This window comes from Bradyrhizobium sp. ma5, assembly GCF_042258955.1.
Taxonomy (GTDB): domain Bacteria; phylum Pseudomonadota; class Alphaproteobacteria; order Rhizobiales; family Xanthobacteraceae; genus Bradyrhizobium.
This window is the reverse complement of the sequence record NZ_CP170156.1, coordinates 4,709,518-4,736,192: the sequence shown is the minus strand read 5'-3', so window position 1 is coordinate 4,736,192 and position 26,675 is coordinate 4,709,518. Positions and strand designations below refer to the sequence as shown.

The window sequence follows — 26,675 nt, the reverse complement described above, 5'->3', positions numbered from 1 at the left end:
CGTTCCTGATGCATGCAAGCCGCCGCTCGACATGTTTCCGGGGTCATCGGTCTGGTCAGGCCCGGCGCGATCCGGTACTGCGGTCGCAGAGCCGTCAGTGATAGGGAGTGCCCGCGCGGCATGCTGAGTGAAACTCCCGACAATGAGACGTCGGATGCCGCCAGATGGGCCCGGCTGATCGAAGCCGTTGCTGTCCGCAGGGATCGCGAGGCCTTCGCGGCGTTGTTTCGGCATTTTGCGCCGCGCATCAAGACGTTCATGCAGCGCTCCGGTGCGGGCGAGCAGCTTGCCGACGAACTGGCGCAGGAGGCCTTGTTCGCCGTGTGGTCGAAGGCCAGCCTGTTCGATCCCGGCAGCGCTGGTGCCGCAGCCTGGATATTTACGATCGCACGAAATCTCCGCATCGACGCGCTCCGTCGTCAGAAACGAACCCCAACGAGCGATACGTCCGAGACGGAACTCGAGTTTCAGCGCGATGAGGGGCCGTTGCCCGACGCCGGGGTGGCGGCATCTGAAATCGAGGCGCGGGTGCGCGATGCGCTGTCAGTGCTGCCGGAAGAGCAGATGCGGGTGATCGAACTATCTTTCTTTCACGAAACGGCCCACGCGGAGATCGCAAGGGCGCTCAATATCCCGCTCGGCACCGTCAAATCACGCTTGCGGCTGGCGATGGCCCGGCTGCGCAGCTTGCTGGATGACTTCTCATGACCGTCCATCATCATCCCCCGGACGAGCTGTTGGCGATGTTCGCAGCCGGCACGGCCGACCTTGGCCAGCAAATTGGCATTGCCACCCATCTGGTCGGCTGTGCGAAGTGCCGGGCGGTAGTACGCGCGATGGAGCATGTCGGCGGCGCGATCTTGACTGGATTGCCGCCGACCGCAATGTCGGACGGAGCGCTCGAGGCGATGGAGCGCAGGCTGGACGAGACCTCGCTGACCTCCATCCCGGAGCGGCGTCGGGGGCAGGCATTCCGCGACGTACCGGGTTTGCCGAACTTTCTGGACAGCTATCCCGATAGTCCGTGGAGATGGATCGCACCGAAGGTGCATTTGCGGTCGATCCGATTGCCCGAGCCGAGCGCGACACGCGTCTTTCTCCTGAAATCCAGCCCGGGAACGAGGATGATCGAACATACCCACACCGGGTTTGAAATGACCTGCGTGCTGTCAGGAAGCTTCGTCCACGCTGGCGGCCATTTCGGGCCCGGAGATTTCGACTTTGGCGACGGGTCGGTGGATCATGACGTCAGGATCAACTCGACCGAAGACTGCATCTGCCTGGTCGCGATGCAGGGAGATTTGAAGCTCAACGGAATGATCGGCCGTTTGCTGCAGCCGTTGATCCGCATGTGACGGCCGCTCGTGGGAGATGCTCCGTGAGCCTGCTCCAGCTGATATTTCAACTCGTACTCATGGCCCTTGCGCTGTCCACGGTCATGGCGGCCGCCTGGCAGATCCAGCGACGGACCAGAGCCACCGGATGGATCGATGTCTGCTGGACATTCGGCACCGTTTTGGTTGCTTGCGTGGCCAGCCTCGTCCCGGTCCCGGAAGATGGCGTGCCGACCGCGCGGCAGATCATGGTCGCGCTGCTGGTCGCGATCTGGTCGCTGCGGCTCGGAAGTCATCTTCTGTCGCGGACTTGGAAAGCGGGCGATGATCCGCGCTATCGCGACCTGATCGATCAATGGGGCGACACGGCCGACAGGCGGATGTTCCTGCAGCTCCAGGCCCAGGCGGCGGTTGGGCTCATCCTGACGATCTCCGTTGCGCTCGCGGCGCATAACCCGCGACCCGCACTTGGGCTTGCGGACTTGTTCGGCGCGGTGCTGCTGCTGACTGGCCTGATCGGGGAGGCCTTGTCCGACGCGCAGCTCAGCAAATTCCGCTCGAACCCTGCCAATCGACATCGGATTTGCGAGGCGGGATTATGGAAGTGGTCGCGCCATCCGAACTATTTCTTCGAGTGGCTTTGCTGGCTGGCGTATCCGTTGATCGCGATCGACGCCTCGTATCCGCTCGGCTGGATCACGCTGCTGGCGCCGGCCTGCATGTATTGGGTTCTGGTCCATGTGTCCGGCGTGCCGCCGCTCGAACAGCACATGCTGCGCTCGCGCGGCCAGCAATTTCGTGACGTGCAGGCGCGGACCCGGCCGTTCTTTCCGTTTCCGAAGCCGACTTCAGGCAGCTAGCCTTGCAGTAATGAGGCAGGCCACCGTGGCGGACATGGCGCCAAGCAGCGTTCCCCAAGTCATATCGAGCAGAGTGAGCTGGAAGGTCCAGTTCCGCACAGTCGCCTGATTGGTCAAATCATACGTCATGTAACTGAAGAAGCCGAAGAGTGCGCCGCTGAGCGCCGCCTGGGCCAGGCTTTCGGACCTTATGGCCGGGAGCACCGCGAACACCACGAGCCCGATCGGGTAGATCAGATAGAAGGCGATCGCCGGAGGCAGGTTGACCTCCGTCGACAGGATGTCGCCGAGTGTCGGGCGATACAATCGGCTCGCCATCGCCCCAAGCCAGGCCATGTCGCAGAGCAAAAAGACGATGAGTGTCGACAGGTAGGCGTAGAGGTAGGTCATGACGGGGCCCGAAGGTTGAACGCCGCTGTCGCAAGGCGCAGCTCTCAATGAGGTAACGACTGATCGATGCGTCTGGATCATCCCGGCGGCGGTCGGGGACGGCAAGCTGCGGATTCGGTGCAACAGGGCGGAGAAATCCCCATGAAATCTTTGTTAGAATCCGAACGTCCGGATACTGGTTCGGGTGCGCGCAAACGCTGCAAAAATGGGGAAAAGTCGTCCGTCCGGGTGGCGGCGAATCGCAGTGGATGCGACGTCGCGCGATCCTGACAGGGCTGTCCGCCCTATCGTCCCAAGGATAGGATGGGACAGTCAGGTTCCATTGGAAGATTCACCCCGTGCACGTCACCCAGACCATTGCTGATCGCGTCATTCGTACGCCACGGGCGAAGTCTGGCTTTGGCGGAGAGTGGGTGTGACCCAGCCCGCGTCCGTGATGCTGCCTGGAGGCCGGTTCGGCCTCGCCGTCCGCCTGCGACGGCTCGCGGGACGATCGCTCGTCGCGCTCGGCCTGGTCGCGGGTTCAGCCGGCTGCATTCTGACCCAGGACATCCCCGATCCCGCGCTCGACGTGCCGCAGGGCTACAAGGCCGCGCGCCTTGGCCGGCCGGGCGACGCGCTTCCGACGCTCGACTGGTGGCGGGGCTTCCGCTCCAAGGAGCTGACGCAGCTGATGGAGGAGGCGCAGACCGTCAACCTCGACATCGCGGCGGCCGTGGCGCGCTTCCGGCAAGCCGACGCGCTGGCGCGGCAGGCGGGCGCGGCGCTGCTGCCGACCCTCAATCTCAACGGGTCTGAAACCTATTCACGCACCTCGGGCTCCAGCGCCAGCGGCCTGACCAATGGCGGGCGCGAGGTGGTGAACTACAGCGGCTCGCTCAGCGCCAGCTACCAGCTCGACTTCTGGGGCCAGAATCGCGACGCCGCGCAGGCGGCGGAGGAGACCGCCGTCGCCAACCGGTTCGACCGCGAGGTGGTGGCGCTGACGACGCTCGCCAGCGTCGCCAACGCCTATTTCACGGTGCTCGCCACCCAGGACCGGCTGCGAACCGCACAGCGCAACATCGCCAGCGCCGAGCGCATCCTCAATGCGATCCGGGACCGCTTCAAGGCCGGCACCGGCTCCGATCTCGATGTCGCGCAGCAGGAAAGCCTGGTCGCGAATCAGCGCGCGCTGGTGCCGCCGTTGCGGCAGACGCTCGACCAGAACGTCAACGCACTCGCGGTGCTGGTGTCGCGTCCGCCGGAGAGCGTGCGCGTCGCCGGCAGCTCGCTCAACTCCGTTGCGATCCCGCGCGTCACGCCAGGGCTGCCGTCCGAACTGCTGACCCAGCGTCCCGACATCCGCCGGCAGGAGGCGCAGCTCGCATCCGCCACCGCCAACGTCGGCAGCGCGCGGGCGCAATTCTTTCCCAGCATCCAGCTGACCGGGACGGGCGGCTACCAGAGCCAGGCGCTGGTTTCGCTGTTCCAGCCGCACGCGGCCTTCTTCAACCTGGTCGGCGGCATGACCCAGCCGATCTTCGACGGCGGCCGGATCCTCGGCAATTTCGAGAACGCGAAGGCGCGGCAGGATGAGCTGCTGCAGACCTATCGCAAGACGGTCGTGCAGTCGTTCACCGATGTCGACAACGCGCTGGTCGCGATCCGCGAGACCTCGCGGCGGCTGCAGCTGCAGCGCGACGTGCTGTCGTCGTCGCGACGCGCCTTCGATCTGGCCGAGCAGCAGCTCAAGGCCGGCACCGCCGACATCGTAACTGTGCTAAACACGCAGCTGACCCTGTTCCAGGCGGAAGACGCTTATTCCCAGGCCCAGCTGGCCCGGCTATTGGCGATCGTGAGCCTGTATCAGGCTTTGGGGGGCGGCTGGGAACCGAAGATGGAAAGACCGGTCGATGCTCTTTAAGCCTGACTCGACGGATGACGAGAAAAGTACTGCGCCGCGCAAGCGGAGCCTCCTCTCGCGCCTGCTTGGGCGCATGGTGTCGCTGCTCATCACGCTCGTGATTCTCGGCGGGCTCGGCTATCTCGGCTGGCTTGCTTTCCAGCCCAAGCAAAATGGCGGCGGCGGGCGCGGCGCGGGCGCGCGGCCCGATCTGCCGGTGCCGGTGCTTGCGGCGACGCCGCAGGTGCATGACGTGCCGGTCTATCTCGACGGCGTCGGCTCCGTGAAGGCGCTCAACACCGTCACGGTGCGCTCGCAGGTCGACGGCAAGTTGCTCAAGGTCAATTTCGTCGAGGGCCAGGACGTCAAGAAGGACGATGTGCTGGGCGAGATCGATTCCGCGATCTATCAGGCGCAATACGACCAGATGGTGGCCACGAAAGCCAAGGACGAAGCGCTGCTCGCCAATCAGAAGATCGACCTCGCCCGCTATGAGCAGCTCGCCGCCACCAACGCGGGCTCCAAGCAGCAGGCCGATACGCAGCGTGCGCTGGTCGCGCAGCAGGAAGCCATCATCAAGGCCGACCAGGCCCAGGTCGACAATGCGCGCGCCACGCTCGGCTACACCAAGATCGTCGCACCGATCTCCGGCCGCGCCGGCCTGCGTCAGGTCGACCAGGGCAACATCATCCACGCCTCCGACACCACCGGGCTGGTGATCCTGACCCAGCTGCAGCCGATCGCGGTGTGGTTCAGCCTGCCGCAGCAGCAGATCATGCGGGTCAACGCCGCGGCGGCGAAGGGCCAGCTCGCGGTCGATGTGTTCGGCAATGACGGCGTCACGGTGATCGATACCGGCAAGCTCACCGGCATCGACAACCAGGTCGATCCGACCACCGGCACGCTGAAGCTGAAGGCCGAACTTCCGAATACCAGCTACCAGCTCTGGCCCGGGCAGTTCGTCAACGTGCGGCTCAAGGTCGAGACCTTGCCGCAGGCGATCGTGGTGCCGACATCTGCCGTGCAGCGCGGTCCCGCCGGTACGTTCAGTTATGTCATCGGCGCGGACAACACCGTCACCGCCAAGCCGGTCACGGTCACGCAGCAGAACGAGCATGAAGCCGTCATCGCCAGCGGCCTGACCACGTCGGACCGCGTCGTGACGACGGGCTTTGCCAATCTCGCCGATGGCTCCAAGGTCGTGGTCGGCAAGGACGACGGGCCGCCGGCCGCCGATCTGGCGCCGCGCAAGCGCAGCCGCAATCCGGACGGTAAGCGCGGGGCGCAAGGCGAGGGCCCAAGCAAGGACCAGGGCAAGGAGCAGAGCAAGGACGCCAAGCAGGACGGGCAGGGCGGCGAGCATCGCGGCCGGCGCGAGCACAGCGATGGCGATCAGAAGGGGCAGACCGGACCGGCGCCCGCGCCGGCGGCAGGGGGCGAACAGTCGGGCGGCGCGGCGAAGGCGCAGCCATGACCGACATCCTGACCTCGTAATGTCCGACCCAACAGGCGAGCACGCAACCATGAGCGTCTCCGAACCGTTCATCCGCCGGCCGATCGCCACCTCGCTGCTCGGCATCGCCCTGATGATCGGCGGCGCGCTGGGCTATTGGGCGCTGCCGGTCTCGGCGCTGCCGCAGGTCGACTTCCCGACCGTGCAGGTGTCGACGCAACTGCCGGGCGCGAGCCCTGATGTGGTGGCCTCGCTGATCACGGCGCCGCTGGAGCGGCAGCTCGGCCAGATCCCGTCGCTGTCGTCGATGAACTCGACCAGCTCGTTCGGCGTCAGCCAGATCTCGCTGCAGTTCGACCTCAACCGCGACATCGATGGCGCCACCCAGGACGTTCAGGCCGCGATCAATGCCGCCGCCGGCATCCTGCCGAAGACGCTGCCCTATCCGCCCGTGTACGCCAAGGTGAACCCGGCGGACGCGCCGGTCATGACCCTGGCGCTCACCTCGGACACGATCTCGCTGCGGGCGATGAGCGATCTCGCCGACACCATCCTCGGCCAACGGCTGAGCCAGATTTCCGGCGTCGGCCGGGTCTCGATCCTCGGCGGATTGAAGCCCGCGGTGCGCGTGCAGGCCGATCTGGCGCGCCTTGCGGCCTATGGCATCGCGATGGAGGATCTGCGCAACGCGATCGCCGGCGCCAATGTGTCGGGGCCGAAGGGCTCGCTCGACGGCGCCCAGCAATCGTACACCATCGCCGCCAACGACCAGATCGCCGCCGCCGACGCCTACCGGGCGATCATCATCGCCTATCGCAACGGCTCACCGGTCACGATCGGCGACGTTGCGCAGATCGTCGACGGGCTTGAAAACGACCGCACCGGCGGCTGGTACCAGGGGACGCCGGCCGTCATCATCGACATCCAGCGCCAGCCCGGCGCCAACGTCATCGATGTCGTCCAGCAGATCCGCGGCGAAATCCCGCGGCTGCAACGGTCCGTCCCGGCCGGCGTCAAGCTGACCGTGGTCTCCGACCGTACCGTGACGATCCGCGCCTCGGTCCACGACGTGCAGTTCACGCTGATCCTGAGCGTCGTGCTGGTGACGCTGGTGGTGCTGTTGTTCCTGCGGTCGCTGCGCGCGACCCTGATCGCAGGCGTCGCCCTGCCGCTGTCGCTGATCACGAGCTTCGGCGTCATGTATTTCGCGGGCTTCAGCCTCGACAATCTGTCGCTGATGGCTTTGACCATCGGGACCGGTTTCGTGGTCGACGACGCCATCGTGATGATCGAGAACATCGTCCGCCACATGGAGAACGGCGAGACTGTTATGGAGGCCTCGCTGAAGGGCGCCAGCGAAATCGGCTTCACCGTGATCTCGCTGACGGTGTCGCTGATCGCGGTGTTCATTCCGCTGCTGTTCATGTCTGGCCTGGTCGGCCGCATGTTCCGCGAATTCGCGCTGACCTTGACGATCGCGGTCGTGACCTCGGCGATCGTCTCGTTGACCTTGACGCCGATGATGTGCTCGCGGCTGCTCAAGAACATCCATGAGGAGATGGCGGTCCCGGGCCTGGCCGCGGTCAGCCGCTTCATCGACCGCATGGTGGAGGTCTACCATCGCACGCTGCTCTGGGTGCTGCGGCGCCAGCGCGCGACGCTGCTGGTGACGTTCGCGACCATCGCGCTGACGCTCATCATGTATGTGCTGGCGCCGAAGGGTTTTCTGCCGCTGCAGGACACGTCTTCGATCACGGCGGTGACCGAGGCCGGTCCCGACGTCTCGTTCGCCGAGATGCAGCGCCGCCAAAGCGCTGTCTCCGACCTCATCAAGGCCGACCCTGACGTGGTCGGCGTGGTCTCGGTGATCGGCGCCGGCTCGGTCAATCCGACCACCAATGTCGGCCGCCTGGTGATGACGCTGAAGCCGCTCGACCAGCGGCGCGACGGTGTCGTCAAGGTGATCGAGCGGCTGAAGCAGAAGATCGCAACGGTCCCCGGCATGACCGTCTACTTCCAGCCGGTGCAGGACGTGCAGATCTCGACCCAGTCGAGCCGCTCGCAGTACCAGTACACGCTGACCGCGACCGATGCCGCCGAGGTCTCGCAATGGTCGCAGAAGCTCGTCGCCGAGATGCGGCGCGACCCGATCTTCCGCGACGTCTCGTCGGAAGCGCAGGAGGGCGGCCTGCGCGCGGCGCTCGACATCAATCGCCAGCGCGCCGGCCAGCTCGGCGTCAGTCTGCAGGGCGTCACCGACACGCTGAACGACGCCTTTGCGCAGCGGCAGATCTCGACGATCTACGGTCAGGCGAACCAGTACCGCGTCGTGCTCGAGGCGCTGCCGATGTATCAGCGCGATCCATCGATCCTCGACAAGCTCTATCTGCCTGGCGCCAACGGGGCACAGGTGCCGCTGTCGGCGGTTGCGACGCTGGTCCGCACCACGGCGCCGCTCGCGATTTCGCACCAGGCGCAATTCCCGTCGGTTTCGCTGAGCTTCAACCTGGCGCCGGGCGAGGCACTGGGCGATGCGGTCGAGGCGGTGAAGGCGATCGAGACCAGGATCGGGATGCCCGGCAGCATCGTCGGTATCTATTCCGGCGACGCCGCCGAATTCGCGCGCTCGCTGGCCGGGCAGCCCTGGCTGATCCTGGCCGCGATCATCACGATCTACATCGTGCTCGGCGTGCTCTACGAGAGCTACATCCATCCGATCACGATCCTTTCGACGCTGCCCTCGGCCGGCGTCGGCGCCATCCTCGCCTTGATGCTGTGCGGGCAGGACCTCTCGGTGATCGGCCTGATCGGCATCATCCTCTTGATGGGCATCGTCAAGAAGAACGCGATCATGATGATCGACTTCGCGCTGGAGGCAGAGCGGCATCAAGGCATGTCGTCCTATGACGCCATCGTGCAGGCCTGCCTGTTGCGGTTCCGGCCGATCATGATGACGACGCTGGCGGCGCTGTTCGGCGCGCTGCCGCTCGCGATCGAAAGCGGCACCGGCGCCGAGCTGCGCTTTCCGCTCGGCATCTCGATCATCGGCGGCCTGCTGCTGAGCCAGCTGCTGACGCTCTACACCACGCCGGTGATCTATCTCGCGCTCGACCGGCTCAACCGCCGGATCGAGCGGGCCGTGCCGGAACCAGGTCCCAGCGGCCCGCCGATCGCGGGCGCCACCGAGGGCATGCAGTGATCTCGATCTCCGAGCCCTTCATCCGCCGGCCGGTGGGCACCACCTTGCTGGCGATCGGGCTGTTCCTGGTCGGGATCGTCGCCTACGAATTTCTGCCGGTGTCGTCGGTTCCGAATGTCGACTTCCCGACCATCCGGGTGTCGGCGTCGCGGCCCGGCGCCGATCCCTCGGTGATGGCCGCGACCGTCGCGGCGCCGCTGGAACGCAAGCTCGGCACCATTTCGGGCGTCGACCAGATCACCTCGACGAGTTCGCTCGGCACCACCAGCATCCAGGTGCAGTTCTCGATCGGCCGCAACATCGACCGCGCCGCGCGCGACGTGCAGGCCGCGATCAACGCCTCGCTCGCCGATCTGCCGAGCGACCTGCCGTCGTTGCCGAAATTCCGCAAGGCCAATCCGGCCGCAGCGCCCGTGTTCGTGCTGGCGCTGACCTCGAAGACGATCTCGACCAGCGCGATGTACGACGTCGCCGACACCGTGCTGGCGCAGCGCATCTCGCAGGTGTCGGGAGTGGGCGAGGTGACCGTCAGCGGCGCCGACCAGCCGGCAGTGCGCATCGCACTCAATCCGGTGTCGCTGGCCAATGCCGGGATCGCGACCGATGATGTCCGGCTTGCGATCATCAATGCCAATCCGCTGGGTCCGGTCGGCATCTTCAACGGCGACCGGCTGAGCGAGACGCTTTCGATCAACAAGCAGATGCGCACCGCGGCCGAGTTCCGCGACATCGTCATCAAGAGCTCGAACGGTAATTTCGTCCGTCTCTCCGATGTTGCCGAGGTCGAGGATTCCGTTCGCAACTCGCGCTCGATCGCCTGGTTCAACAAGCAGCCAGCGGTGCTGATCCAGATCACCAAGCAGGGCGACGCCAACGTCATCGATACCGTCGACGGCGTTCGCAGGATGCTGCCGGAACTGAAGCAGTGGATCCCGGCCGGGGTCGAGATCTCGACCCTGGTCGATCGTACCGGGACGATCCGCGCCAGCGTCGAGGACATGCAGTTCACGCTGCTGGCGACCGCCATGCTGGTCATGGTGGTGGTGTTCGTGTTCCTGCGCAGGATCGTACCGACGATCGCCGCCGGCGTCTCGGTGCCGCTGGCGCTGGCCGGCACCTGCGCCGGGATGTGGCTCGCTGGCTTCTCGATCGACAATCTGTCGCTGATGGCGCTCGCGATCTCCGTCGGCTTCGTGGTCGACGACGCCATCGTGATGATCGAGAACATGTACCGCAATCTCGAGCAGGGCATGGCGCCATATCCGGCCGCAGTCGAAGGCGCCAAGCAGATCGGCTTCACGGTGCTGTCGATCTCGCTATCGCTGATCGCGGCCTTCACGCCGCTGATCTTCATGGACGGGATCGTCGGCCGGCTGCTGCGCGAATTCTCGCTGACCCTGACGTTCGCCATCATCGTGTCGACCCTGGTGTCGGTGACGATCACGCCGATGATCTGCGCGCACTACATCAAGGAGGCGACCTCCGACCGCGCCACCTGGTACGATCGTGTTATCGAGGGCACGCTGTCGAGGGTCGTGGCATTCTATGCGTCGACCCTGCGCATCGTGCTCGGCTATCCCTTCCTGACCCTGGTGGTGTTCTTCGCCACTGTCGCGCTGACGGTGGTGCTGTACGTCAAGACGCCGAAGGCCTATTTCCCGACCGACGACAGCGGCTTCGTGATCGGGGCGACCCGCGCGTCCGCCGACATCTCGTTCCAATCGATGCTCGGCTTGCAGCAGCGGCTCGCCGACATCGTGATGGCCGACCCCGCGGTCGCCGGCATCGGCTCGTCGGTCGGCTCCGGCGGCGGCCCGGGTGGCGCCACCTCCAACCGCGGCACCATGTTCATCAGCTTGAAGCCGCCGGAGGAACGGGGAGGTCTGTCGACCGCGCAGGTGATCGACCGGCTGCGCCGCAACCTGTTCATGGTGCCGGGCATCCGCCTGTTCATGTTCGCCGCCCAGGACATCCGGACCGGCGGCCGGCAGAGCGATTCCGACTACCAGTACACGCTCGCCTCGACTGATCTCGATCTGTTGCAGAAATGGGCGCCGCTCGTTGCCAAGCGCATGGAGACGGTGGAGGGCATCACGGACGTCTCCTCCGACCGCGATCCCGGCGGCTTGCAGCTCAACCTCGTGATCGACCGCAAGATGGCCTCGAGTCTCGGCGTCCGGGTGCAGGACATCGACAACGCGCTCAACAACGCGTTCTCGCAGCGGCAGATCTCGTACATCTACACCCAGCGCAACCAGTACGTGGTGGTGCTCGAGATCGACCCCAAATTCCAGAGCGACCCGTCGAACCTCGAGCGCATCTATGTCGCCGGCGCCAATGACGCACAGGTGCCGCTGTCGGCGCTCGTGCACTACCAGCGCGGACTGTCGGCACTCGCGGTCTATCACTCCGGCGGCTTCCCCTCGACCACGGTGTCGTTCAACCTGCTGCCGGACGTGCCGCTGGAGGTCGCGACCACCAACATCCAGCAGGCGGTCAACGAGCTGCACATGCCCGAGGGCATTCGCGGCAGCTTCGACGGCAATGCCGGCGACTTCAACAAGACCAGCGGGCGGCAGCCGCTTTTGATCCTCGGCGCGCTGGTTGCGATGTATATCGTGCTCGGCGTGCTCTATGAGAGCCTGGCGCATCCGATCACGATCATCTCGACACTGCCGTCGGCTGGCCTCGGGGCCTTGCTGGCGTTGCAGGTGACGAACACGCCGCTGACGGTGATCGCCTTTGTCAGCATCATCCTGTTGATCGGCATCGTCAAGAAGAACGGCATCATGATGGTCGACTTCGCGCTCGAGGCCGAGCGGCATCAGGGCCTGTCGTCGCGGGATGCGATCTTCGAGGCCTGCCGGGCGCGCTTCCGTCCGATCCTGATGACGACGATGGCCGCGCTCTTCGCGGGCATTCCGCTGGTGATCGCGACCGGCCCGGGCACCGAGCTGCGGCGGCCGCTCGGCATCACCATCATCGGCGGCCTGTTCGTGTCGCAGATCCTGACGCTATACACCACGCCGGTGATCTATCTGCTGATCAACCGGTTGCGCCGGCGCCCGGCGCCGTCAGGCGTGCACGCGCCGGCGGAATAGGTTGGATTGAACGGCTCCGCACGCGTATAGCGAAGCGATGTCCGAAACAAAGACCGAACTTGCCACCGAGATCCCGGAGTGCCCGCATTGCGGCAAGCCGATGCCGCTGTGCATCTGCGACAGCGTCACGCCGATCAAGAGCCGGATCCGGCTCCTGATCCTGGTCCATCCGCAGGAGCAGGACAGGGCGCTCGGCACCGCGCGACTGTTGGCGCGGCATTTCGAGAACGCCGTGGTGCGGATCGGTCTGTCCTGGCCGAGCCTTGCCAAGGCGCTCGGCCGGCCGGTGCCCGATCCCTCGCGCTGGGCAGTGCTCTATCTCGGCTCGGCCAAGGTTGAGGATCTCGAAACCGACGCCGAGATCGTCGCGATCAACCGCAAGGGTGAGCTGGAGCCGCACCAGCGCGGGATCCTCGCCGACATCGAAGGCATCGTGCTGCTCGACGGCACCTGGAGCCAGGCCAAGGCGCTGTGGTGGCGCAACGCCTGGATGCTGAAGTGCCAGCGGGTGATTCTCGGACCGAAAGGGCCCTCGCTGTACGGCAAACTGCGCCGGGAACCGCGGCGCGACGGCCTGTCCACCATCGAGGCAGCCGCGATCCTGCTGGCCGGGCTGGAAAAGCGGCCGGATATCGCCACAGCGTTAACTGATAGTTTCGAGCGGATGCTGGCGAGATTCCGCGAAGTGCAGGCCGAAATGCCGGAATTGGCGCCCAAACCGAAGAAGCGGGACTTCCGGAAGCGCCGGCGTTAGCTGTCCGGCTTGGTTGCCTATCGCAGAGAGGGCGTATATGAAGTGCGCCGCAAGGGGCCACGTGGCGGAGTGGTTACGCAACGGTCTGCAAAACCGTGTACACCAGTTCAATTCTGGTCGTGGCCTCCACTCATCTCATCAATGGCTTGCAGCCAATACGTGAGAAGCCGCCTTAGCTCGCGGCGTACCAGCCTTCAGGAAACGGAATCAGCGGCCACGGCACCTGGTTGTCATTGGCGGCGCGCGGCGGCGGCTGAATGCGGGGCGACGGCTGGGCCACGAAATCCTCCTGAGCAATAGGCGCGATCGCCGTTCGCACGGCGTCCAGCAGCAGATCAAATTCGACTTCGCTCATCGCGCTCTCCGAGGTTCGAGAGCGCCATGGTCGCAAAACTGTCTTCGGTCCGGATTGAGCCAATCGTTCGAATTTTATGAAAAGAACGATGGCGCCCGCTTTGGTTAATAAAACGCTGCTGACCCCGCGGGGAACCTAGGTCGGCAAGGCCGCACCTCGTGTGAGACAAATCACATCTTGCGAAAAACTCTTCCCGGACTTCCCGGCAATATTGATAGCCGTCAAATATCGCAGAAATTTTAGGGAGACGTGACAGCGGAGACAAGCCGGGGAAATTCCCGGTGTCGGCGCGATCGTGGTCATGCCAGCCCGGCGAGGTCTCCCGGCAGCATGGTCTTGAATTGCGTCAGCACCTGCCGCGCTTTCCGCGGCGGCAGCGTGATCGCGTGACGCACGGCGGCTGCGATCAGCGTCATCGTCAGTCCTGAGAAGGCCGTGAGGGAGGCGGCCGGCATGCTGGGCGCAACCCGCCTGACCGCGTCGGACAAAAGGCCGGAGAGCACGGCCATGTCGTCCGCATCGAGCTTTTGCAGGGCGCGGTCGGCCTGCGTCGCCTGCCAGATGTCACGCATCACGGGCTCGCGCACGAACATCTCGTAGTAACTGTCGACGATCCGGCATAGCGCCGGGTGCAGGTCGCGCGCGGACGAGACCGCGGCCAGATCGCGCCTGACGCAATCGCGCCCGACGGCATTGTGTCGTTCCGCCAGCGTGCCGATGATCGCGGCCTTGTCGGGAAAATATTGATAGAGCGAGCCGAATGCGACGCCGCTGCGTTCGACGATGTCGCTCATGCGGAAGGCCTCGCTGCCTTTCTCCGCCATGATCTCGGTCGCGCAGGCGAGGATGCGCTCGAACCGCTCGCGGCTGCGCTGTTGCGTCGGAGAAAGCCGCGCCAGCCCGGGCAGGGGGGCTCCCACCTCAGGCGCGGCCCTTGCCGCCGCCTCGGGCGCGGCCCTTCGTCTCGCCATTTCTCGCCTCCGCAATCGGGGTTGACGCCTCAAATACGAGAGTTTATCTCATTTTACAAATACGAGTATTTATCGCATTTGGAGATGAAACGATGCGCAATGTCCTGACCTCGGGCTTGCTGTGGTTTTCCGCACTCGGCTGCGGCCTGCTTGCCGGCGTCTATTTCGCGTTCTCGGCGTTCGTCATGACCGCGCTCGGCCGCATCGATCAGGCCGCCGGCATCACGGCGATGAACGCGATCGATGTCGACATCGTGCGCTCGCTGTTCATGCCGCTCTTTCTCGGCACCGCGCTGTCTTGCGCCGTGCTGGTTTTGCTCGGTGGGCTGCGATGGCAGGAGCCGGGCGCGGTTGCGATGATCTGCGGCGGCATCGTCTATGTCGTCGGGATGTTCGTCGTCACGGCCGTCTTCAACGTGCCGCTGAACGATCAGCTTGCGGCCACAGATCCGGCGAGCGCAGCGGCCGCACCGGTCTGGGCGCGCTATCTCACCGATTGGACCTTCTGGAACCACGTGCGGACCATCGCCTCGCTTGCGGCGACGGCGCTGTTCATTGTCGCCATCGCTAAGCGATAGAGCGTTTTGTGAGCGATGCGCTTCGCATTCTGTGCACGATTTGTACCCGTGCGGCACGATCGCTAAGGAGGTGACGCCGCACACCGATGCGCGGCCGACTGCCAGGAGATTTTCAATGAAGTCTATTTTGCCGGCACTGCTTGTGATGGGACTGGCGCTGATCGCCTCGCCCGCGTCGGCCGCCGATAACCGCAACGTTTCGGTGGTCAACGAGACCGGATACGCCATCAAATTTCTCGGCTTCAACGGGCCCGATGACGGCCTCGATGAATGGGAGAATGAGCTCGAAGGCACATTGAAGAATCAGGACACCGCTTATGTCGAGTTCGGCAACGACGACGAGGGCTGCGTCTGGAACATCAAGGTCGACTGGGCCAACTACAATGAATCGGTGCTGTGGAAGAACGTCAATCTCTGCAAGCTCAATGTTCTGAGGTTGCGCTACGACCCCGGTACCAAGACCACCTCGTTCATCGCGGAGTGACGTCAGGGGCGGGCCGGGCCCGCGGAAGAATCAACGGTGCGGCGGAATGGCCGCGCCGGCGGCGTTTGCGGGCGCGCATGGCGCCGAAAGCGGGACAGCCGGGACAGGCCTGCATCGTCCTGGAACGCCGGCAAAGCCTTGCACCGCAGAGGTTTACCGTCCCGCGCTAAAGTTTCGCCGGAGGCCCATTTGGTTCTTTGCAAGGCCGAAAGGCTTTGTTATACGCTGCCCGCTCGCGAACGCTTTGTTCGCCTATTCCTCGGTAGCTCAGCGGTAGAGCATTCGACTGTTAATCGAATGGTCGCTGGTTCGAATCCAGCCCGGGGAGCCAGTTTTGGCCCCATCAATACCCTTCATCGTCGTTCACAAGCCTGTGGTCCGTAACAGGCAGACAAAAATCGTCGTCAAATCGACTCAATAACCGCGGAGACTTCGTCCTGCCGGGTCTTGAGAGGTGATTCTGATGGCCATTACCCTGATCGACCTGTCGATGCCGCAGCCGACGCTTGTTCCGAACGATGCTCCCTGCATCAGTGACGATGAATGCGTTCGCCGGCTCGCGCGGGCCGTCGAGGAGCATGATTCCGAGCATCTCGACGAAGTGGCGCGCCTGATCGGCCGGCTTGCCGTCACGATCGAATAGGGCGCACCGCGAAGCGCCTTTTGAGAGCGCGTTTTGCGCGGCAACGGCGTGTTGCGTTTTCGCGAAGCTTGTTCCAAAAGATGGCCCTGTTCTAGCTTCTCCAGCGGCAATGCCGCGACTTGCAGGGTCCCGCCAATGACCGGTTTTTCGACCGCGCGCCAGTACATGGTGGATGGTCAGGTGCGTCCGAGCGACGTGACCGATGATCGTATTCTTGAAGCCATGCTGACCGTGCCGCGCGAGGTGTTCGTGCCGGCCAGCAAGCAGGCACTGGCCTATCTCGACCTCGATCTCGACGTGACCGAGGGCGATGCGGCCAAGCGCTGCCTGATCACGCCGGCGCTGCTCGCCAGGATGCTGCAAGCCGCCGAGATCAAGGCGACCGACCGCGTGCTGGTCGTCGGCTGTGCGACCGGCTACGCCGCCGCCATCGTGGCGCACTTTGCCGGAGAGGTCAGCGCAACCGAGAGCGATCCGGCGCTTGCCGGCAAGGCCTCTGCCGCGTTCGCCCAGCTCGGCATCCAGAATGTGACCGTCAAGACCGCGGCGGTGGCCGACGGCGATGCCGCCGGCGCGCCGTACGACGTCATCGTTCTCAACGGTGCGACCGAGATCATCCCGACCGTGCTGTTCGGTCAGCTCAAGGAGGGGGGCCGGCTGGTCGGGGTGTTCGGCCTGACGCCGCCGCCGCGCGCCACCCTCGTGACTCACACCCACGGGGATTTCGGACATCGCGAGCTGTTCGACGCCACGGCCCCCGTACTGCCCGGACTGGAACGGGTTCCCGCCTTCGTGTTCTGACCGCTACCGCGCTGCGCCACCTGATAAAATCCCGTTCCGAATCAGAAGTGTGGCCCGTTTGCCCCATGTGAAGAGTTTCCGCCGTGTTCCGTTGCGGGGTGGTTCCGTTGGCCTTAGCTGCGGACTAAGGTGAGGCGGGACTCACTTCGTCTGAAGCGACCGCCGGAACTGACTTGCGTGTGGAGACGGCGACTACAATGATTGGATTACCGGGGATGCGTGGGGTGAAAGCTATCACCGCGGCTGCGACTGCCGTCCTTCTCTTGGCGGAGCTGGGCCCCGTGCCCGCGCTCGCCGATACTATCGAGGCCGCGCTGGTGCGGTCCTACCAGAACAACCCCCAGCTGAATTCGCAGCGCGCGCTGGTGAGGGCGACCGACGAAAACGTTCCCCAGGCGCTCTCGGGCTATCGTCCGAAAGCTGCGCTGACCGTGAGCGGCGGATATCAGTACACCGACCAGCAGCCGACGGGTATCAAGAGCGCGATCAACGGAACCCAGAATCCGGCCAGCGCGGGCCTGACGGTGAACCAGTCGCTGTACAACGCGCAGACCCCGCACAGGGTGCGCGCGGCCGAAAGCCAGGTGTCGTCGGCACGCGAAGGTCTGCGCGTGCTCGAGCAGACCGTCATCCTGAGCGCCGCCACCATCTACATGGATTATCTGCGCGACGCGGCGATCGTCGAGGTCCAGCGCAGCAACACGCGCGTGCTGGAACAGACGCTGAAGCAGACCCAGGACCGCTTCAACGTAGGTGAGGTGACGCGGACGGACGTCGCGCAATCCGAGGCGCAACTTGCGGCCGGCAAGACCCAGCAGCTCACCGCAGAATCGAACCTGACGACCACGCGGTCGAACTTCCGCCGCATCATCGGCAACGAACCGCAGAATCTCGCGCCCGGCTCGCCGGTCGATCGCTTCTTGCCGACGACGCTTGCGGCGGCCGTCGAGCTCAGCCTGACCCAGAATCCGAACGTCACGTCCGCGATGTACGGCGTCGACGTCAACTTCCTGCAGACCAAGGTTGCCGAAGGCGCGCTGCTGCCGACGGTCGGATTGCAGGCGTCGGTGACCGAAGGCTACCAGCAGCAATTGTCGGTGAACCGGCTGTTCAATGCGGCGGCGCAGGTTCAGGTGTCGGTGCCGATCTATCAGGGCGGCGCTGAGTATTCGCTGATCCGGCAGTCGAAGGAATCGCTGGCGCAGCAGCGTCTGGTCCTGGAACAGACCAGGGATCAGGCGCGTGCCAACGTCGTCACTGCATGGGGCCAGCTGGTCGCCGGTAAGTCGCAGGTCGCGTCGGCGCAGGCGCAGGTGACCGCGTCCGAAATCGCGCTGAACGGCGTGCGCGAAGAGGCCAAGGCCGGTCAGCGCACCACGCTCGACGTGCTCAACGCGCAGCAAGCGCTGGTCAATGCGCGCAACGCACTCGTCACCGCGCAACACGACCGCGTCGTTGCATCCTACAACGTGCTGAGCGCGATCGGCCGGCTGTCACCGCAGGTGATGGGCCTTTCGACCAACGTCTATGATCCCACCGTGCATTATCAGCAGGTGCGCGACAACTGGGCCGGCGTACGCACGCCCGACGGCCGCTAAACACCTTCACATCAACATCGCTTGTCGCGCCATGTTTGTGGTTCTGAGTTAATCAGGACCACAGACTGGCGCGTTTGCTTGCAATCGATAATTGGCCTGACATACCGTTTTGTCGGGCAGCAACGCGATTCGCGGCGCCGGCGTTGCGTGATGGCAGGTGCGACGCCACCTGTGATCACGCTGCATTGGGCGACACGAAGCTTGCACAAAGCCTCGGGCGGGCTTGATCTGGGGACAAGTCGGGCGGGAGCAATGAAAATCTCCGCCTGCTTCATCGGAACCGGCGAATCCTCTCGGGCTTGATGTAAAATAAGTTTCGATGTGGAGTCGGAGATGACGCAACCTGCGAAGGTCCAAGAGCCCTCGATGGAGGAGATTCTGGCGTCGATCCGTCGCATCATTGCCGACGACGAGGCGAAGCCGGCCGCGGCCGAGAAACCTGCTGCTGCTGCTGCTGCTGCACCGCCGCCGCCGAAAGTCGAGCCGCCGCCACCAGCCGCCAAGCCTGCGATGAAGAGCCCGCCGCCCGCAGCACCCCCGGCCGCGAAGCCCGCCGCGTCGGCACCGAAATCACCGCCGCCGGCGCCAGCGCCGGCCAGCAACAGTCAGGACGACATCGACTCGCTGCTCGCCAGCCTCGACGAGGCGACGCCTGCGGCCGAGATCAGGCCGTCGCCGCAGCCCGAAGCCCAGCCCGAAGCCGATGTATTCGAGCTCACCGACGACATGGCGCTGCCGGAACCGGCGGCCATGCCGTCGTTCCGCAAGGTCGAGCCGCAGGATGACGTCGAGTTCACGGAAGCCCGCACACGGGCGCCGGAGCCAATGCGAGAACCGGTTCGAGAGCGAGAACCGCCGGCAATCGAAACTGCGCCGATGCAGCAGATGATCTCGGGAACCACGATGCGGGCGGTCGAGTCCGCCTTCAATTCGCTGGCCAACACCGTGCTGAGCAACAATGCACGGACGCTGGAAGATCTGGTCAAGGAGATGCTGCGGCCGATGCTGAAATCCTGGCTGGACGACAATCTGCCGGGGCTGGTCGAGCGGATCGTCAAGGCCGAGATCGAGCGGGTTTCCCGCGGGCGCTAGCTCCGCCGCGGGCGTCAGCTCCTACCGCAGGGGCTTGGCAGCCCTCATTCAGCCCCCAAATGCCCGATAGTTTCGGTTTTGATCGGGGCAGGCCCGAAACGCCAGTTCCCTGTTTTGACGCGTTTTCACGCGAACCGGTGTCCACTTCGCTCGAAAACGCTCTCAACGCCGTTTTGACGTGCCGGTCCGGTTGACTTGGTGCGTTCTGGCGGCTTTCTAGCCTTTCCCCATGGTCCACAGCGCATTGTCATGATCGAGAAAAACTACCAGCCCGCTGATATCGAGCTCCGGATGGCCCAGATCTGGGAGGAGAGCGGTGCGTTCAAGGCCGGCCGGCCCGAGCGCAAGGACGCCGCGCCTTTCACCATCGTGATCCCGCCGCCGAACGTGACCGGCTCGCTGCACATGGGCCATGCGCTCAACAACACGCTGCAGGACATCCTGTGCCGCTTCGAGCGGATGCGCGGCCGCGACGTGCTGTGGCAGCCCGGCACCGACCATGCCGGCATCGCCACCCAGATGGTGGTCGAGCGTCAGCTGATGGAGCGGCAGGAGCCGGGCCGTCGCGACATGGGCCGCGCCAAGTTCCTCGAGCGGGTCTGGCAGTGGAAGGCCGAGAGCGGCGGTACCATCGTCAACCAGCTCAAGCGCCTCGGCGCCTCCTGCGACTGGTCGCGCGAGCGCTTCACCATGGACGAGGGCCTGTCGCGCGCCGTCGTCAAGGTGTTCGTCGAACTGCACCGCCAGGGCCTGATTTACAAGGACAAGCGCCTGGTCAATTGGGACCCGAAGCTGCTCACCGCGATCTCCGATCTCGAAGTGCAGCAGGTCGAGGTCAAGGGCCATCTCTGGTACCTGCGCTATCCGATCGAGGGGCGGACGTTCAATCCCGAGGACCCCAAATCATTCATCGTGGTCGCGACCACGCGTCCGGAGACGATGCTCGGCGACACCGCGGTCGCGGTGCATCCGGACGATGAGCGCTACACCGAACTGGTCGGGCGGCATGTGATCCTGCCGCTGGTCGGCCGCAGGATTCCGATCGTCGCCGACGACTATTCCGATCCGGAGAAGGGCTCGGGCGCCGTCAAGGTGACGCCGGCGCACGACTTCAACGACTTCGAGATCGGCAAGCGCCACGGCCTGCCGCAGATCAGCGTGCTCGACCAGGAAGGCTGCCTCAGCCTCACCGGCAACGAGGACTATCTGCGCGGCCTGCCAACGGGCGCCGACGAGTTCGCGGCGGAGTTTCACGGCATCGAGCGCTTCGCGGCGCGCAAGAAGATCGTGGCGCGGCTGGAGGAGTTCGGCTTCCTCGAACGGATCGAGCCCAACACCCACATGGTGCCGCATGGCGACCGCTCCAACGTCGTGATCGAGCCGTACCTCACCGACCAGTGGTATGTCGACGCCAAGACGCTGGCGCAGCCCGCGATGGCGGCGGTGCGCTCGGGCGAGACGACGTTCGTGCCGAAGAACTGGGAAAAGACCTATTTCGAGTGGATGGAGAACATCCAGCCCTGGTGCATCTCGCGCCAGCTCTGGTGGGGCCATCAGATCCCGGCCTGGTACGGGCCCGACGGCAAGGTGTTCGTCGCCGAGACCGAGGAAGAGGCGGTCGGCAACGCGCTCGGCTACTACGTCGAGCAGGAAGTCATCACACCGGAGCAGGGCCACGACATGGCGGTCGATCCCGCCAAGCGCGAGGGCTTCATCACGCGCGACGAGGACGTGCTCGACACCTGGTTCTCGTCGGCGCTGTGGCCGTTCTCGACGCTGGGCTGGCCCGACGACACCCCGGAGGTCGCGCGCTACTACCCGACCAACACGCTGGTCACGGGCTTCGACATCATCTTCTTCTGGGTCGCCCGCATGATGATGATGGGCCTCCACTTCATGAAGGAGGCGCCGTTCTCGACCGTCTACATCCACCGTCTCGTCCGTGACGAGAAGGGCGCCAAGATGTCGAAGTCGAAGGGCAACGTTATCGACCCGCTCGGCGTGATCGACGATTTCGGCGCCGACGCGCTGCGCTTCGCGCTGACCCGCGAGGCGGCGCAGGGCCATGACATCCGCCTGTCGCCGCACCTGGTCGAGACCAACCGCAACTTCGCGACCAAGTTCTGGAACGCCTGTCGCTTCGCCGAGATGAACGAGTGCGTGAAGCCGGATGGTTTCGATCCGAAGGGCGCCAAGGAGACGTTGAACCGCTGGATCGCGCACGAGACCTCGCGCGTCACCCGCGAGGTGACCGAGACGATTGAGGATCATCGCTTTAACGACGCGGCCGGCGCGATCTACCGCTTCGTCTGGAACGTGTTCTGCGACTGGTATCTCGAACTCGCAAAGCCGGTGCTGATGGGCGAGGAGGGCGCGGCCAAAGCCGAGACCCGCGCCATGATCGCCTGGACCCGCGACGAGATCCTCAAGCTGCTGCATCCGTTCATGCCCTTCATCACCGAAGAGCTGTGGGCCGTGACCGCAAAGCGCGACGGCCTCCTGGTGCTGGCGCCCTGGCCGCGCAAGTCGGGCGTGACCGGGGAGCAACTGGCGGCGATCGCGACCGCAGGTCCGGTGGTCGATCCGATCATTCCGCCGGTGATTGCCGCGCTCGATGCGGACGAGTTCAGCGATCCCGCAGCCGAGGCCGAGATCGGCTGGGTGGTCGATCTCGTCACCACGATGCGATCGGTGAAGGCGGAAATGAACATCCCGCCGTCGACGCTGACGCCGCTGGTGATCGTGACCACCTCCGACGAGACGCGCGACCGCGCCCAGCGCTGGAACGACACCATCAAGCGCCTCGCGCGATTGTCGGAGATTTCCTTCGCTGACGCCGCCCCGGAAGGCGCCATGCAGCTGCTCGTGCGCGGCGAAGTCGTCGCGCTGCCGCTGAAGGGCGTGATCGATCTTGCGGCCGAACGGGCGCGTCTGGAGAAAGAGCTCGGCAAGGCCGACGCCGACATCAAGCGGGTCGATGCAAAGCTCTCCAACGAGAAGTTCGTCGCCAACGCGCCGGAAGAGCTCGTCGAGGAAGAGAAGGAAAAGCGCGCGGCAGCAACGGAGCGCCGCGCCAAGATCCTCGAGGCGATCGAGCTGCTGAAGAAGGCGTCATAGCTGATAGCGCTGTGACGCTCAGAACCGCTTGCTGAGGAACTTCGATCCTTTCAGCCCGTAGCGCCAGGGCAGGTCGACGGCCTTGGTGATGCCGATCCGCAATCCGGTGACGATGTCGGGCGGCTCTAGCCGCGCGTGGAGCGCGATCGGCGGACGGTCGAGCGGCAGTTCGCTGTGCGCGATCGTGATGCCGAGCGCCTCGCAGAGCTTGCCGGGCCCCGAGCACAAGGCGCGCTCATCCTCCAGTCCGCGCCGCCGGCGCATCGTGGCAAGCCCATGGGTCGGCTCGAGCGCGCGGATCAGGACGGCGCTGGCAGAGCCCGGCGCCTCGCAGACAAAGTTGACGCACCAATGGATGCCGTAGGATCGGTAGACATAGGAGAAGCCCGGTGGGCCGAACATCACCTGGTTGCGCGGGGTCGGTCCGTTGAACGAGTGGGCCGCCGGTTCGGTGTGATGGTAAGCCTCGACCTCCGTGATGATGCCGCCGACGCCGCCGACCAGGAAGGTCGCGCCGATCAGGTCGGGCGCGACCTCGAGGACGCTGCGATCGAAGAACGAGCGTTTCAGAGCTTTGCCGAGGCGCGGCGCGGTCGCACGGGTCGAGCGGGGTTTTTGAGCCATTTTGAGGTGGGAATCGGGGCGGAACGGACCTCGACACTGCCAATATATTGGCTGATCTGCTAGGGTTGCATAGGCCGGGTTGCGAGCCGTGCCAACACGGACTAGCTATGGCCTCTCGCGACTTGCAGGCACAAATGGTCACCATCGTCGACACCATCTCCACCACTCAGGTCCGCCCGCGCCACCCCGAAAAGGTGAACCGGCCGGATGCCGTGTCGCCGCCGAAGCCGGACTGGATCCGGGTCCGCGCACCGAACACGCGCGGCTATGCGGACACGCGCAAGATCGTGAAGGAGAACGGCCTCGTCACGGTGTGCGAGGAGGCGGGCTGCCCCAACATCGGTGAGTGCTGGGACAAGAAGCACGCCACCTTCATGATCATGGGCGACACCTGCACCCGCGCCTGTGCGTTCTGCAACGTCAAGACCGGCATGCCCGGCGCGCTCGATGCGCATGAGCCCGAACACGTCGCCGAGGCGGTCTCCAAGCTGGGACTGGCCCACGTCGTGATCACCTCGGTCGATCGCGACGATCTCGCTGACGGCGGTGCCGAGCATTTTGCGCAAGTGATCCGCGCCATCCGCGCGCGCTGCCCGACCACCACGATCGAGATCCTGACGCCGGACTTCCTGCGCAAGGACGGCGCGCTCGAGCGCGTGGTCGCGGCCAAGCCCGATGTCTTCAACCACAATCTGGAAACGGTGCCGTCGGGCTATCTGACGGTCCGTCCCGGAGCGCGCTACTTCCATTCGATCCGGCTGCTGCAGCGGGTCAAGGAAATGGACCCGACCATCTTCACCAAGTCAGGCATCATGGTCGGTCTCGGCGAGGAGCGGCACGAGGTGCTGCAGGTGATGGACGATCTGCGCTCGGCCGAGGTCGATTTCCTGACCATCGGCCAGTATTTGCAGCCGACGCGCAAGCATCACGCCGTGATGCGCTACGTGACGCCGGATGAATTCGCCGGCTACGAGCGTGTCGCCTATACCAAGGGATTTCTGATGGTGTCGGCGAGTCCGCTGACGCGCTCGTCGCATCATGCCGGCGAGGATTTTGCGAAGCTGCAGGCGGCACGCACGGCTCGCGGCCGCTAGATTTTGAAACGGCAGGAGGCCGGCGTCACCGCGCGCCGTTGCCTGATCGAGCCTTGACCGAATCTTGGACGGGACCAATGCAACGCGTGCTGGTGATGGGATCGTCGGGGTCCGGCAAGTCGATCTTTGCGCGACGGCTGTCTGCCATAACGGGCATCCCGACTGTGTCGATCGACGCGCTGTTCTGGAAGCCGGGCTGGGTCGAGTCCGACAAGGATGAATTCGAGCGCCGCATGATCGAGGTCACGCGAGGGCCGCGCTGGATCATGGATGGGAACTTCATGAGGAACGGCGCAGGTGAATTGCGCCGGGAGCTTTCCGACACGATCATCTGGTTCGACCTGCCGCGACTGACCTGCATGCTCGGAATCCTGGGGCGGATTGCCGGCAGCTATGGCCAGGTTCGCCCCGAGATGGCGGCAGGGTGCCCGGAGAAGATCGACCTCGAATTCTTCCGTTATGTCTGGACCTATCGCCAGCAGCAGCGGCCGAAGCTGATCGAATATTTTTCGGGCTTGCGCGCCGATCAATCGCTGGTCTGCTTCACCGATCGGGCCCAGGCGGACGATTATCTGCAGCGTCTCGCACGCCAGCAAAACCGTGTGAGTATCCACTGATGCCACGATTCTCAAGCAAGCGGCGGGTCCGCCACACCGCACCTCAAATGTTCGACCTGGTCGCGGACGTCGAGCGCTATCCGGAATTCGTGCCGCTGTGCCAGGCGCTCAAGATCCGCCAGCGGACGCCAAAGGACGACGGCACCGAGGTCGTGGTCGCCGACATGACCGTCTCCTTCAAGCTGGTGCGCGAGACCTTCACCAGCAGGGTGACGCTCGACCGGCCCAACCTGAAGATTCTGGTCGAGTACCTGCGTGGTCCGTTCAGCAATCTGGAGAACCGCTGGAGCTTTGAGCCGAAGTCGGAGACCGAATGCGATGTCGGCTTCTTCCTGAACTACGAACTCAAGAGCCGGATGCTGGCGATGCTGATGGGCTCGATGTTCGACGCCGCGTTCTCGCGCTTTGCCGCCGCATTCGAGAAGCGTGCCGACCAGGTCTACGGCAAGCCCCAGCTCTCGACCTAGTGACGCCGTCTCGTCCGCTGACGAGGCGGTCGTTTCCCCGGAACGCAAATGCCCGGCACAAGGCCGGGCATGACGGATAGTGCGGAGGCGCGTTCGCTGACTTTAAGGGCACGAACGCCGCACGCCGCCCTTTGCGATGTAGGTGCCTGAACCCGGGTCGTAGGAGCGGAAACGCTGCGAGCAATAGGCGTCGTTGTTGGCCTTGGCCTGGCTCGCCGCGATGGCGCCGCCGATGATCGCACCGGCTGCAAGCCCGCCGATGATCGCTGCGCCGTTTCCACCGCCGTCATGGCGATGACCGTAGTAGCCGCCGCGGTAGCCGTAACGCGGGCCGCCATGCCAGTGACGATACTGCACGTGCTCGACGGAGGTCGGCTGGTCCTGCAAACGGGCGGGCGCGAGCGGTGCGGCGAACGAGGGGGCAATAGTCGACAGCGTCATGGCGCCAGAAGTAATTGCGGCCACGACCAAAGTTCCCAACTTCATCATTTTCTCCTTGTTGTGGGATTTTGCTGTTTGGAAAAACGATTCAAACGGCAGAGCGGGAATAATGGAAAACGGCGAAGCGACGTCGCAGTTCCACCTGAGATAGGCGGCACTGGGTCGCAGTTGACTTGAGGGTAGTGTGAGCCTTCGCGCGATCCGACTTGCGTAGGCCTATCCGCGTGGCGGCCTTCGGCGCTTCGCGGCATGGCTTCGCGGCGACCGGGCCACCCGCGTCCGCAACCGGCTGGCGGCCTCGCGGCGCGGCTTTGCGGCCTGCGGCGGGCGCGCGAGCTCCATCAGCATGCGCAGCGCCTCGACCACGGAGCGCTGCCGCACTGTGCTGCGGCCGATCGCGCCAAATCGTTGCTCACGATGAACGATGCGACCGTCACGCGCGGCGACGGCGAAGTGCACCAGGCCGACCGGCTTGCCCGGCGTCGCGCCGCCGGGGCCAGCGATCCCGGTAATCGAGACCGCAAGGTCGACGCCGGCCTTTTCCAGCGCGCCGATCGCCATCGCGGTCGCGGTTTCCTTGCTCACCGCGCCGAACGTCTCCAGCGTCGCCGCCTTGACGCCGAGCATCGCCCGCTTGGCCTCGTTCGAATAGGTGACGAAGCCGCGGTCGATCACGTCGGACGATCCGGGAATATCAGTGAGCGCGCCGGCGACCAGGCCGCCGGTACAGGATTCGGCGGTCGCGATGGTCAGCTTGCGCATCCGGCACAGGTCGAGCAGCGCGCGGGAGAGGGCACGAGCGTCGCTGCCGCCCATG

The 26,675-nt window shown here is 64.9% G+C and carries 24 protein-coding genes and 2 tRNA genes; 20 read left to right on the top strand and 6 right to left on the bottom strand.

What is annotated here, in order from left to right:
- Positions 1 to 12: 12 nt before the first annotated feature.
- From ACE103_RS21910 to ACE103_RS21900, 3 genes are read left to right on the top strand one after another with little or no spacing between them, the layout of a single operon-like run.
- A complete protein-coding gene (locus ACE103_RS21910; RefSeq protein ID WP_375774853.1) occupies positions 13 to 708 on the top strand; it encodes a sigma-70 family RNA polymerase sigma factor in 696 nt (231 codons plus the stop codon).
- Positions 705 to 1,355: a ChrR family anti-sigma-E factor gene (locus ACE103_RS21905; RefSeq protein ID WP_223966414.1), complete on the top strand. Its 651-nt coding sequence runs from the start codon at positions 705 to 707 to the stop codon at positions 1,353 to 1,355. The genes ACE103_RS21910 and ACE103_RS21905 overlap by 4 nt, the downstream gene beginning before the upstream one ends.
- Positions 1,356 to 1,378: 23 nt before the next feature.
- Positions 1,379 to 2,194 (top strand): DUF1295 domain-containing protein, encoded by an 816-nt coding sequence (locus ACE103_RS21900; RefSeq protein WP_375774852.1) that lies wholly within the window; start codon positions 1,379 to 1,381, stop codon positions 2,192 to 2,194.
- Here the strand turns inward: ACE103_RS21900 and ACE103_RS21895 are convergent.
- Positions 2,183 to 2,584: a DUF2177 family protein gene (locus tag ACE103_RS21895; protein ID WP_223966416.1), complete on the bottom strand. Its 402-nt coding sequence runs from the start codon at positions 2,582 to 2,584 to the stop codon at positions 2,183 to 2,185. The two genes, ACE103_RS21900 and ACE103_RS21895, sit on opposite strands and share 12 nt — an antisense overlap.
- Before the next feature lie 436 nt (positions 2,585 to 3,020).
- Here ACE103_RS21895 and ACE103_RS21890 point away from each other — a divergent pair, with 436 nt between their 5' ends.
- The 6 genes from ACE103_RS21890 (at position 3,021) to ACE103_RS21865 (ending at position 13,105) form a co-directional block, all read left to right on the top strand.
- The gene (locus tag ACE103_RS21890; RefSeq protein WP_375781161.1) at positions 3,021 to 4,490 is read left to right on the top strand and encodes an efflux transporter outer membrane subunit; all 1,470 of its coding nucleotides are present in this window, start codon (positions 3,021 to 3,023) and stop codon (positions 4,488 to 4,490) included.
- Positions 4,480 to 5,943, top strand: coding sequence for an efflux RND transporter periplasmic adaptor subunit (locus ACE103_RS21885; protein ID WP_375774851.1), 1,464 nt, complete (start codon positions 4,480 to 4,482; stop codon positions 5,941 to 5,943). Before ACE103_RS21890 ends, ACE103_RS21885 begins: the two co-directional genes overlap by 11 nt.
- Positions 5,944 to 5,992: 49 nt before the next feature.
- Positions 5,993 to 9,121 (top strand): efflux RND transporter permease subunit, encoded by a 3,129-nt coding sequence (locus ACE103_RS21880; RefSeq protein WP_375774850.1) that lies wholly within the window; start codon positions 5,993 to 5,995, stop codon positions 9,119 to 9,121.
- A complete protein-coding gene (locus ACE103_RS21875; protein WP_375774849.1) occupies positions 9,118 to 12,222 on the top strand; it encodes an efflux RND transporter permease subunit in 3,105 nt (1,034 codons plus the stop codon). Before ACE103_RS21880 ends, ACE103_RS21875 begins: the two co-directional genes overlap by 4 nt.
- A 37-nt stretch (positions 12,223 to 12,259) precedes the next feature.
- Entirely contained in the window at positions 12,260 to 12,976 is a 717-nt protein-coding gene (locus tag ACE103_RS21870) for a tRNA-uridine aminocarboxypropyltransferase (protein WP_375774848.1), read from the top strand.
- A gap of 55 nt (positions 12,977 to 13,031) precedes the next feature.
- A tRNA-Cys gene (locus ACE103_RS21865) sits at positions 13,032 to 13,105 on the top strand.
- A gap of 43 nt (positions 13,106 to 13,148) precedes the next feature.
- Here ACE103_RS21865 and ACE103_RS21860 read toward each other — a convergent pair.
- Positions 13,149 to 13,331: a hypothetical protein gene (locus ACE103_RS21860; protein ID WP_223966421.1), complete on the bottom strand. Its 183-nt coding sequence runs from the start codon at positions 13,329 to 13,331 to the stop codon at positions 13,149 to 13,151.
- A 299-nt stretch (positions 13,332 to 13,630) separates the two neighbouring features.
- Entirely contained in the window at positions 13,631 to 14,302 is a 672-nt protein-coding gene (locus ACE103_RS21855) for a TetR/AcrR family transcriptional regulator (protein WP_375774847.1), read from the bottom strand.
- A gap of 92 nt (positions 14,303 to 14,394) precedes the next feature.
- Between ACE103_RS21855 and ACE103_RS21850 the strand changes: the two genes are divergently transcribed.
- The 8 genes from ACE103_RS21850 (at position 14,395) to ACE103_RS21815 (ending at position 22,615) form a co-directional block, all read left to right on the top strand.
- Complete coding sequence (locus ACE103_RS21850) at positions 14,395 to 14,880, top strand: DUF1772 domain-containing protein (protein ID WP_375774846.1); 486 nt, start codon at positions 14,395 to 14,397, stop codon at positions 14,878 to 14,880.
- Positions 14,881 to 14,995: 115 nt separating this feature from the next.
- Positions 14,996 to 15,364 (top strand): hypothetical protein, encoded by a 369-nt coding sequence (locus tag ACE103_RS21845; protein WP_223966425.1) that lies wholly within the window; start codon positions 14,996 to 14,998, stop codon positions 15,362 to 15,364.
- A 256-nt stretch (positions 15,365 to 15,620) separates the two neighbouring features.
- Positions 15,621 to 15,695: transfer RNA gene (locus ACE103_RS21840), tRNA-Asn, on the top strand.
- A 132-nt stretch (positions 15,696 to 15,827) separates the two neighbouring features.
- Complete coding sequence (locus tag ACE103_RS21835; protein ID WP_223966426.1) at positions 15,828 to 16,007, top strand: hypothetical protein; 180 nt, start codon at positions 15,828 to 15,830, stop codon at positions 16,005 to 16,007.
- Between the two features lie 135 nt (positions 16,008 to 16,142).
- Positions 16,143 to 16,808 carry a protein-L-isoaspartate O-methyltransferase gene (locus ACE103_RS21830; RefSeq protein ID WP_375774845.1) on the top strand — a complete coding sequence of 222 codons (666 nt, stop codon included), beginning with the start codon at positions 16,143 to 16,145 and terminating at the stop codon, positions 16,806 to 16,808.
- Positions 16,809 to 17,023: 215 nt separating this feature from the next.
- Positions 17,024 to 18,406: a TolC family outer membrane protein gene (locus ACE103_RS21825; RefSeq protein WP_223966430.1), complete on the top strand. Its 1,383-nt coding sequence runs from the start codon at positions 17,024 to 17,026 to the stop codon at positions 18,404 to 18,406.
- A gap of 333 nt (positions 18,407 to 18,739) precedes the next feature.
- On the top strand, positions 18,740 to 19,498 hold the full coding sequence (locus tag ACE103_RS21820; RefSeq protein ID WP_375774844.1) for a DUF2497 domain-containing protein: 759 nt from the start codon (positions 18,740 to 18,742) through the stop codon (positions 19,496 to 19,498).
- 249 nt (positions 19,499 to 19,747) lie between these two features.
- A complete protein-coding gene (locus ACE103_RS21815) occupies positions 19,748 to 22,615 on the top strand; it encodes a valine--tRNA ligase (RefSeq protein ID WP_375774843.1) in 2,868 nt (955 codons plus the stop codon).
- A gap of 18 nt (positions 22,616 to 22,633) precedes the next feature.
- On the opposite strand, the gene ACE103_RS21810 is transcribed toward ACE103_RS21815, so the two are convergent.
- A complete protein-coding gene (locus ACE103_RS21810; RefSeq protein ID WP_375774842.1) occupies positions 22,634 to 23,239 on the bottom strand; it encodes a DNA-3-methyladenine glycosylase in 606 nt (201 codons plus the stop codon).
- Between the two features lie 134 nt (positions 23,240 to 23,373).
- Between ACE103_RS21810 and lipA the strand changes: the two genes are divergently transcribed.
- The 3 genes from lipA (at position 23,374) to ACE103_RS21795 (ending at position 25,417) form a co-directional block, all read left to right on the top strand.
- A complete protein-coding gene (gene lipA / locus ACE103_RS21805) occupies positions 23,374 to 24,333 on the top strand; it encodes a lipoyl synthase (RefSeq protein ID WP_375774841.1) in 960 nt (319 codons plus the stop codon).
- Positions 24,334 to 24,410: 77 nt separating this feature from the next.
- Positions 24,411 to 24,950, top strand: coding sequence for a DNA topology modulation protein (locus tag ACE103_RS21800; protein WP_375774840.1), 540 nt, complete (start codon positions 24,411 to 24,413; stop codon positions 24,948 to 24,950).
- Positions 24,950 to 25,417, top strand: coding sequence for a type II toxin-antitoxin system RatA family toxin (locus ACE103_RS21795; protein WP_375774839.1), 468 nt, complete (start codon positions 24,950 to 24,952; stop codon positions 25,415 to 25,417). Before ACE103_RS21800 ends, ACE103_RS21795 begins: the two co-directional genes overlap by 1 nt.
- A gap of 102 nt (positions 25,418 to 25,519) precedes the next feature.
- On the opposite strand, the gene ACE103_RS21790 is transcribed toward ACE103_RS21795, so the two are convergent.
- Positions 25,520 to 25,906, bottom strand: a complete 387-nt coding sequence (locus tag ACE103_RS21790) for a BA14K family protein (protein WP_375774838.1) — start codon at positions 25,904 to 25,906, stop codon at positions 25,520 to 25,522.
- 168 nt (positions 25,907 to 26,074) lie between these two features.
- Positions 26,075 to 26,674: a CinA family protein gene (locus ACE103_RS21785; RefSeq protein WP_375774837.1), complete on the bottom strand. Its 600-nt coding sequence runs from the start codon at positions 26,672 to 26,674 to the stop codon at positions 26,075 to 26,077.
- Position 26,675: the final 1 nt, after the last annotated feature.

Excerpts from the sequence above, each read along its gene's own strand:
- ACE103_RS21835 (WP_223966426.1), top strand. The coding sequence starts at position 15,828 with ATGGCCATTACCCTGATCGACCTGTCGATGCCGCAGCCGACGCTTGTT.
- ACE103_RS21890 (WP_375781161.1), top strand. The coding sequence starts at position 3,021 with ATGCTGCCTGGAGGCCGGTTCGGCCTCGCCGTCCGCCTGCGACGGCTC.
- ACE103_RS21810 (WP_375774842.1), bottom strand. The coding sequence starts at position 23,239 with ATGGCTCAAAAACCCCGCTCGACCCGTGCGACCGCGCCGCGCCTCGGC.
- ACE103_RS21850 (WP_375774846.1), top strand. The coding sequence starts at position 14,395 with ATGCGCAATGTCCTGACCTCGGGCTTGCTGTGGTTTTCCGCACTCGGC.
- lipA (WP_375774841.1), top strand. The coding sequence starts at position 23,374 with ATGGTCACCATCGTCGACACCATCTCCACCACTCAGGTCCGCCCGCGC.
- ACE103_RS21855 (WP_375774847.1), bottom strand. The coding sequence starts at position 14,302 with ATGGCGAGACGAAGGGCCGCGCCCGAGGCGGCGGCAAGGGCCGCGCCT.
- ACE103_RS21880 (WP_375774850.1), top strand. The coding sequence starts at position 5,993 with ATGAGCGTCTCCGAACCGTTCATCCGCCGGCCGATCGCCACCTCGCTG.
- ACE103_RS21790 (WP_375774838.1), bottom strand. The coding sequence starts at position 25,906 with ATGATGAAGTTGGGAACTTTGGTCGTGGCCGCAATTACTTCTGGCGCC.
- ACE103_RS21860 (WP_223966421.1), bottom strand. The coding sequence starts at position 13,331 with ATGAGCGAAGTCGAATTTGATCTGCTGCTGGACGCCGTGCGAACGGCG.
- ACE103_RS21905 (WP_223966414.1), top strand. The coding sequence starts at position 705 with ATGACCGTCCATCATCATCCCCCGGACGAGCTGTTGGCGATGTTCGCA.
- ACE103_RS21795 (WP_375774839.1), top strand. The coding sequence starts at position 24,950 with ATGCCACGATTCTCAAGCAAGCGGCGGGTCCGCCACACCGCACCTCAA.
- ACE103_RS21845 (WP_223966425.1), top strand. The coding sequence starts at position 14,996 with ATGAAGTCTATTTTGCCGGCACTGCTTGTGATGGGACTGGCGCTGATC.
- ACE103_RS21830 (WP_375774845.1), top strand. The coding sequence starts at position 16,143 with ATGACCGGTTTTTCGACCGCGCGCCAGTACATGGTGGATGGTCAGGTG.
- ACE103_RS21825 (WP_223966430.1), top strand. The coding sequence starts at position 17,024 with ATGCGTGGGGTGAAAGCTATCACCGCGGCTGCGACTGCCGTCCTTCTC.
- ACE103_RS21785 (WP_375774837.1), bottom strand. The coding sequence starts at position 26,674 with ATGGGCGGCAGCGACGCTCGTGCCCTCTCCCGCGCGCTGCTCGACCTG.
- ACE103_RS21910 (WP_375774853.1), top strand. The coding sequence starts at position 13 with ATGCAAGCCGCCGCTCGACATGTTTCCGGGGTCATCGGTCTGGTCAGG.
- ACE103_RS21870 (WP_375774848.1), top strand. The coding sequence starts at position 12,260 with ATGTCCGAAACAAAGACCGAACTTGCCACCGAGATCCCGGAGTGCCCG.
- ACE103_RS21885 (WP_375774851.1), top strand. The coding sequence starts at position 4,480 with ATGCTCTTTAAGCCTGACTCGACGGATGACGAGAAAAGTACTGCGCCG.
- ACE103_RS21895 (WP_223966416.1), bottom strand. The coding sequence starts at position 2,584 with ATGACCTACCTCTACGCCTACCTGTCGACACTCATCGTCTTTTTGCTC.
- ACE103_RS21820 (WP_375774844.1), top strand. The coding sequence starts at position 18,740 with ATGACGCAACCTGCGAAGGTCCAAGAGCCCTCGATGGAGGAGATTCTG.
- ACE103_RS21800 (WP_375774840.1), top strand. The coding sequence starts at position 24,411 with ATGCAACGCGTGCTGGTGATGGGATCGTCGGGGTCCGGCAAGTCGATC.
- ACE103_RS21815 (WP_375774843.1), top strand. The coding sequence starts at position 19,748 with ATGATCGAGAAAAACTACCAGCCCGCTGATATCGAGCTCCGGATGGCC.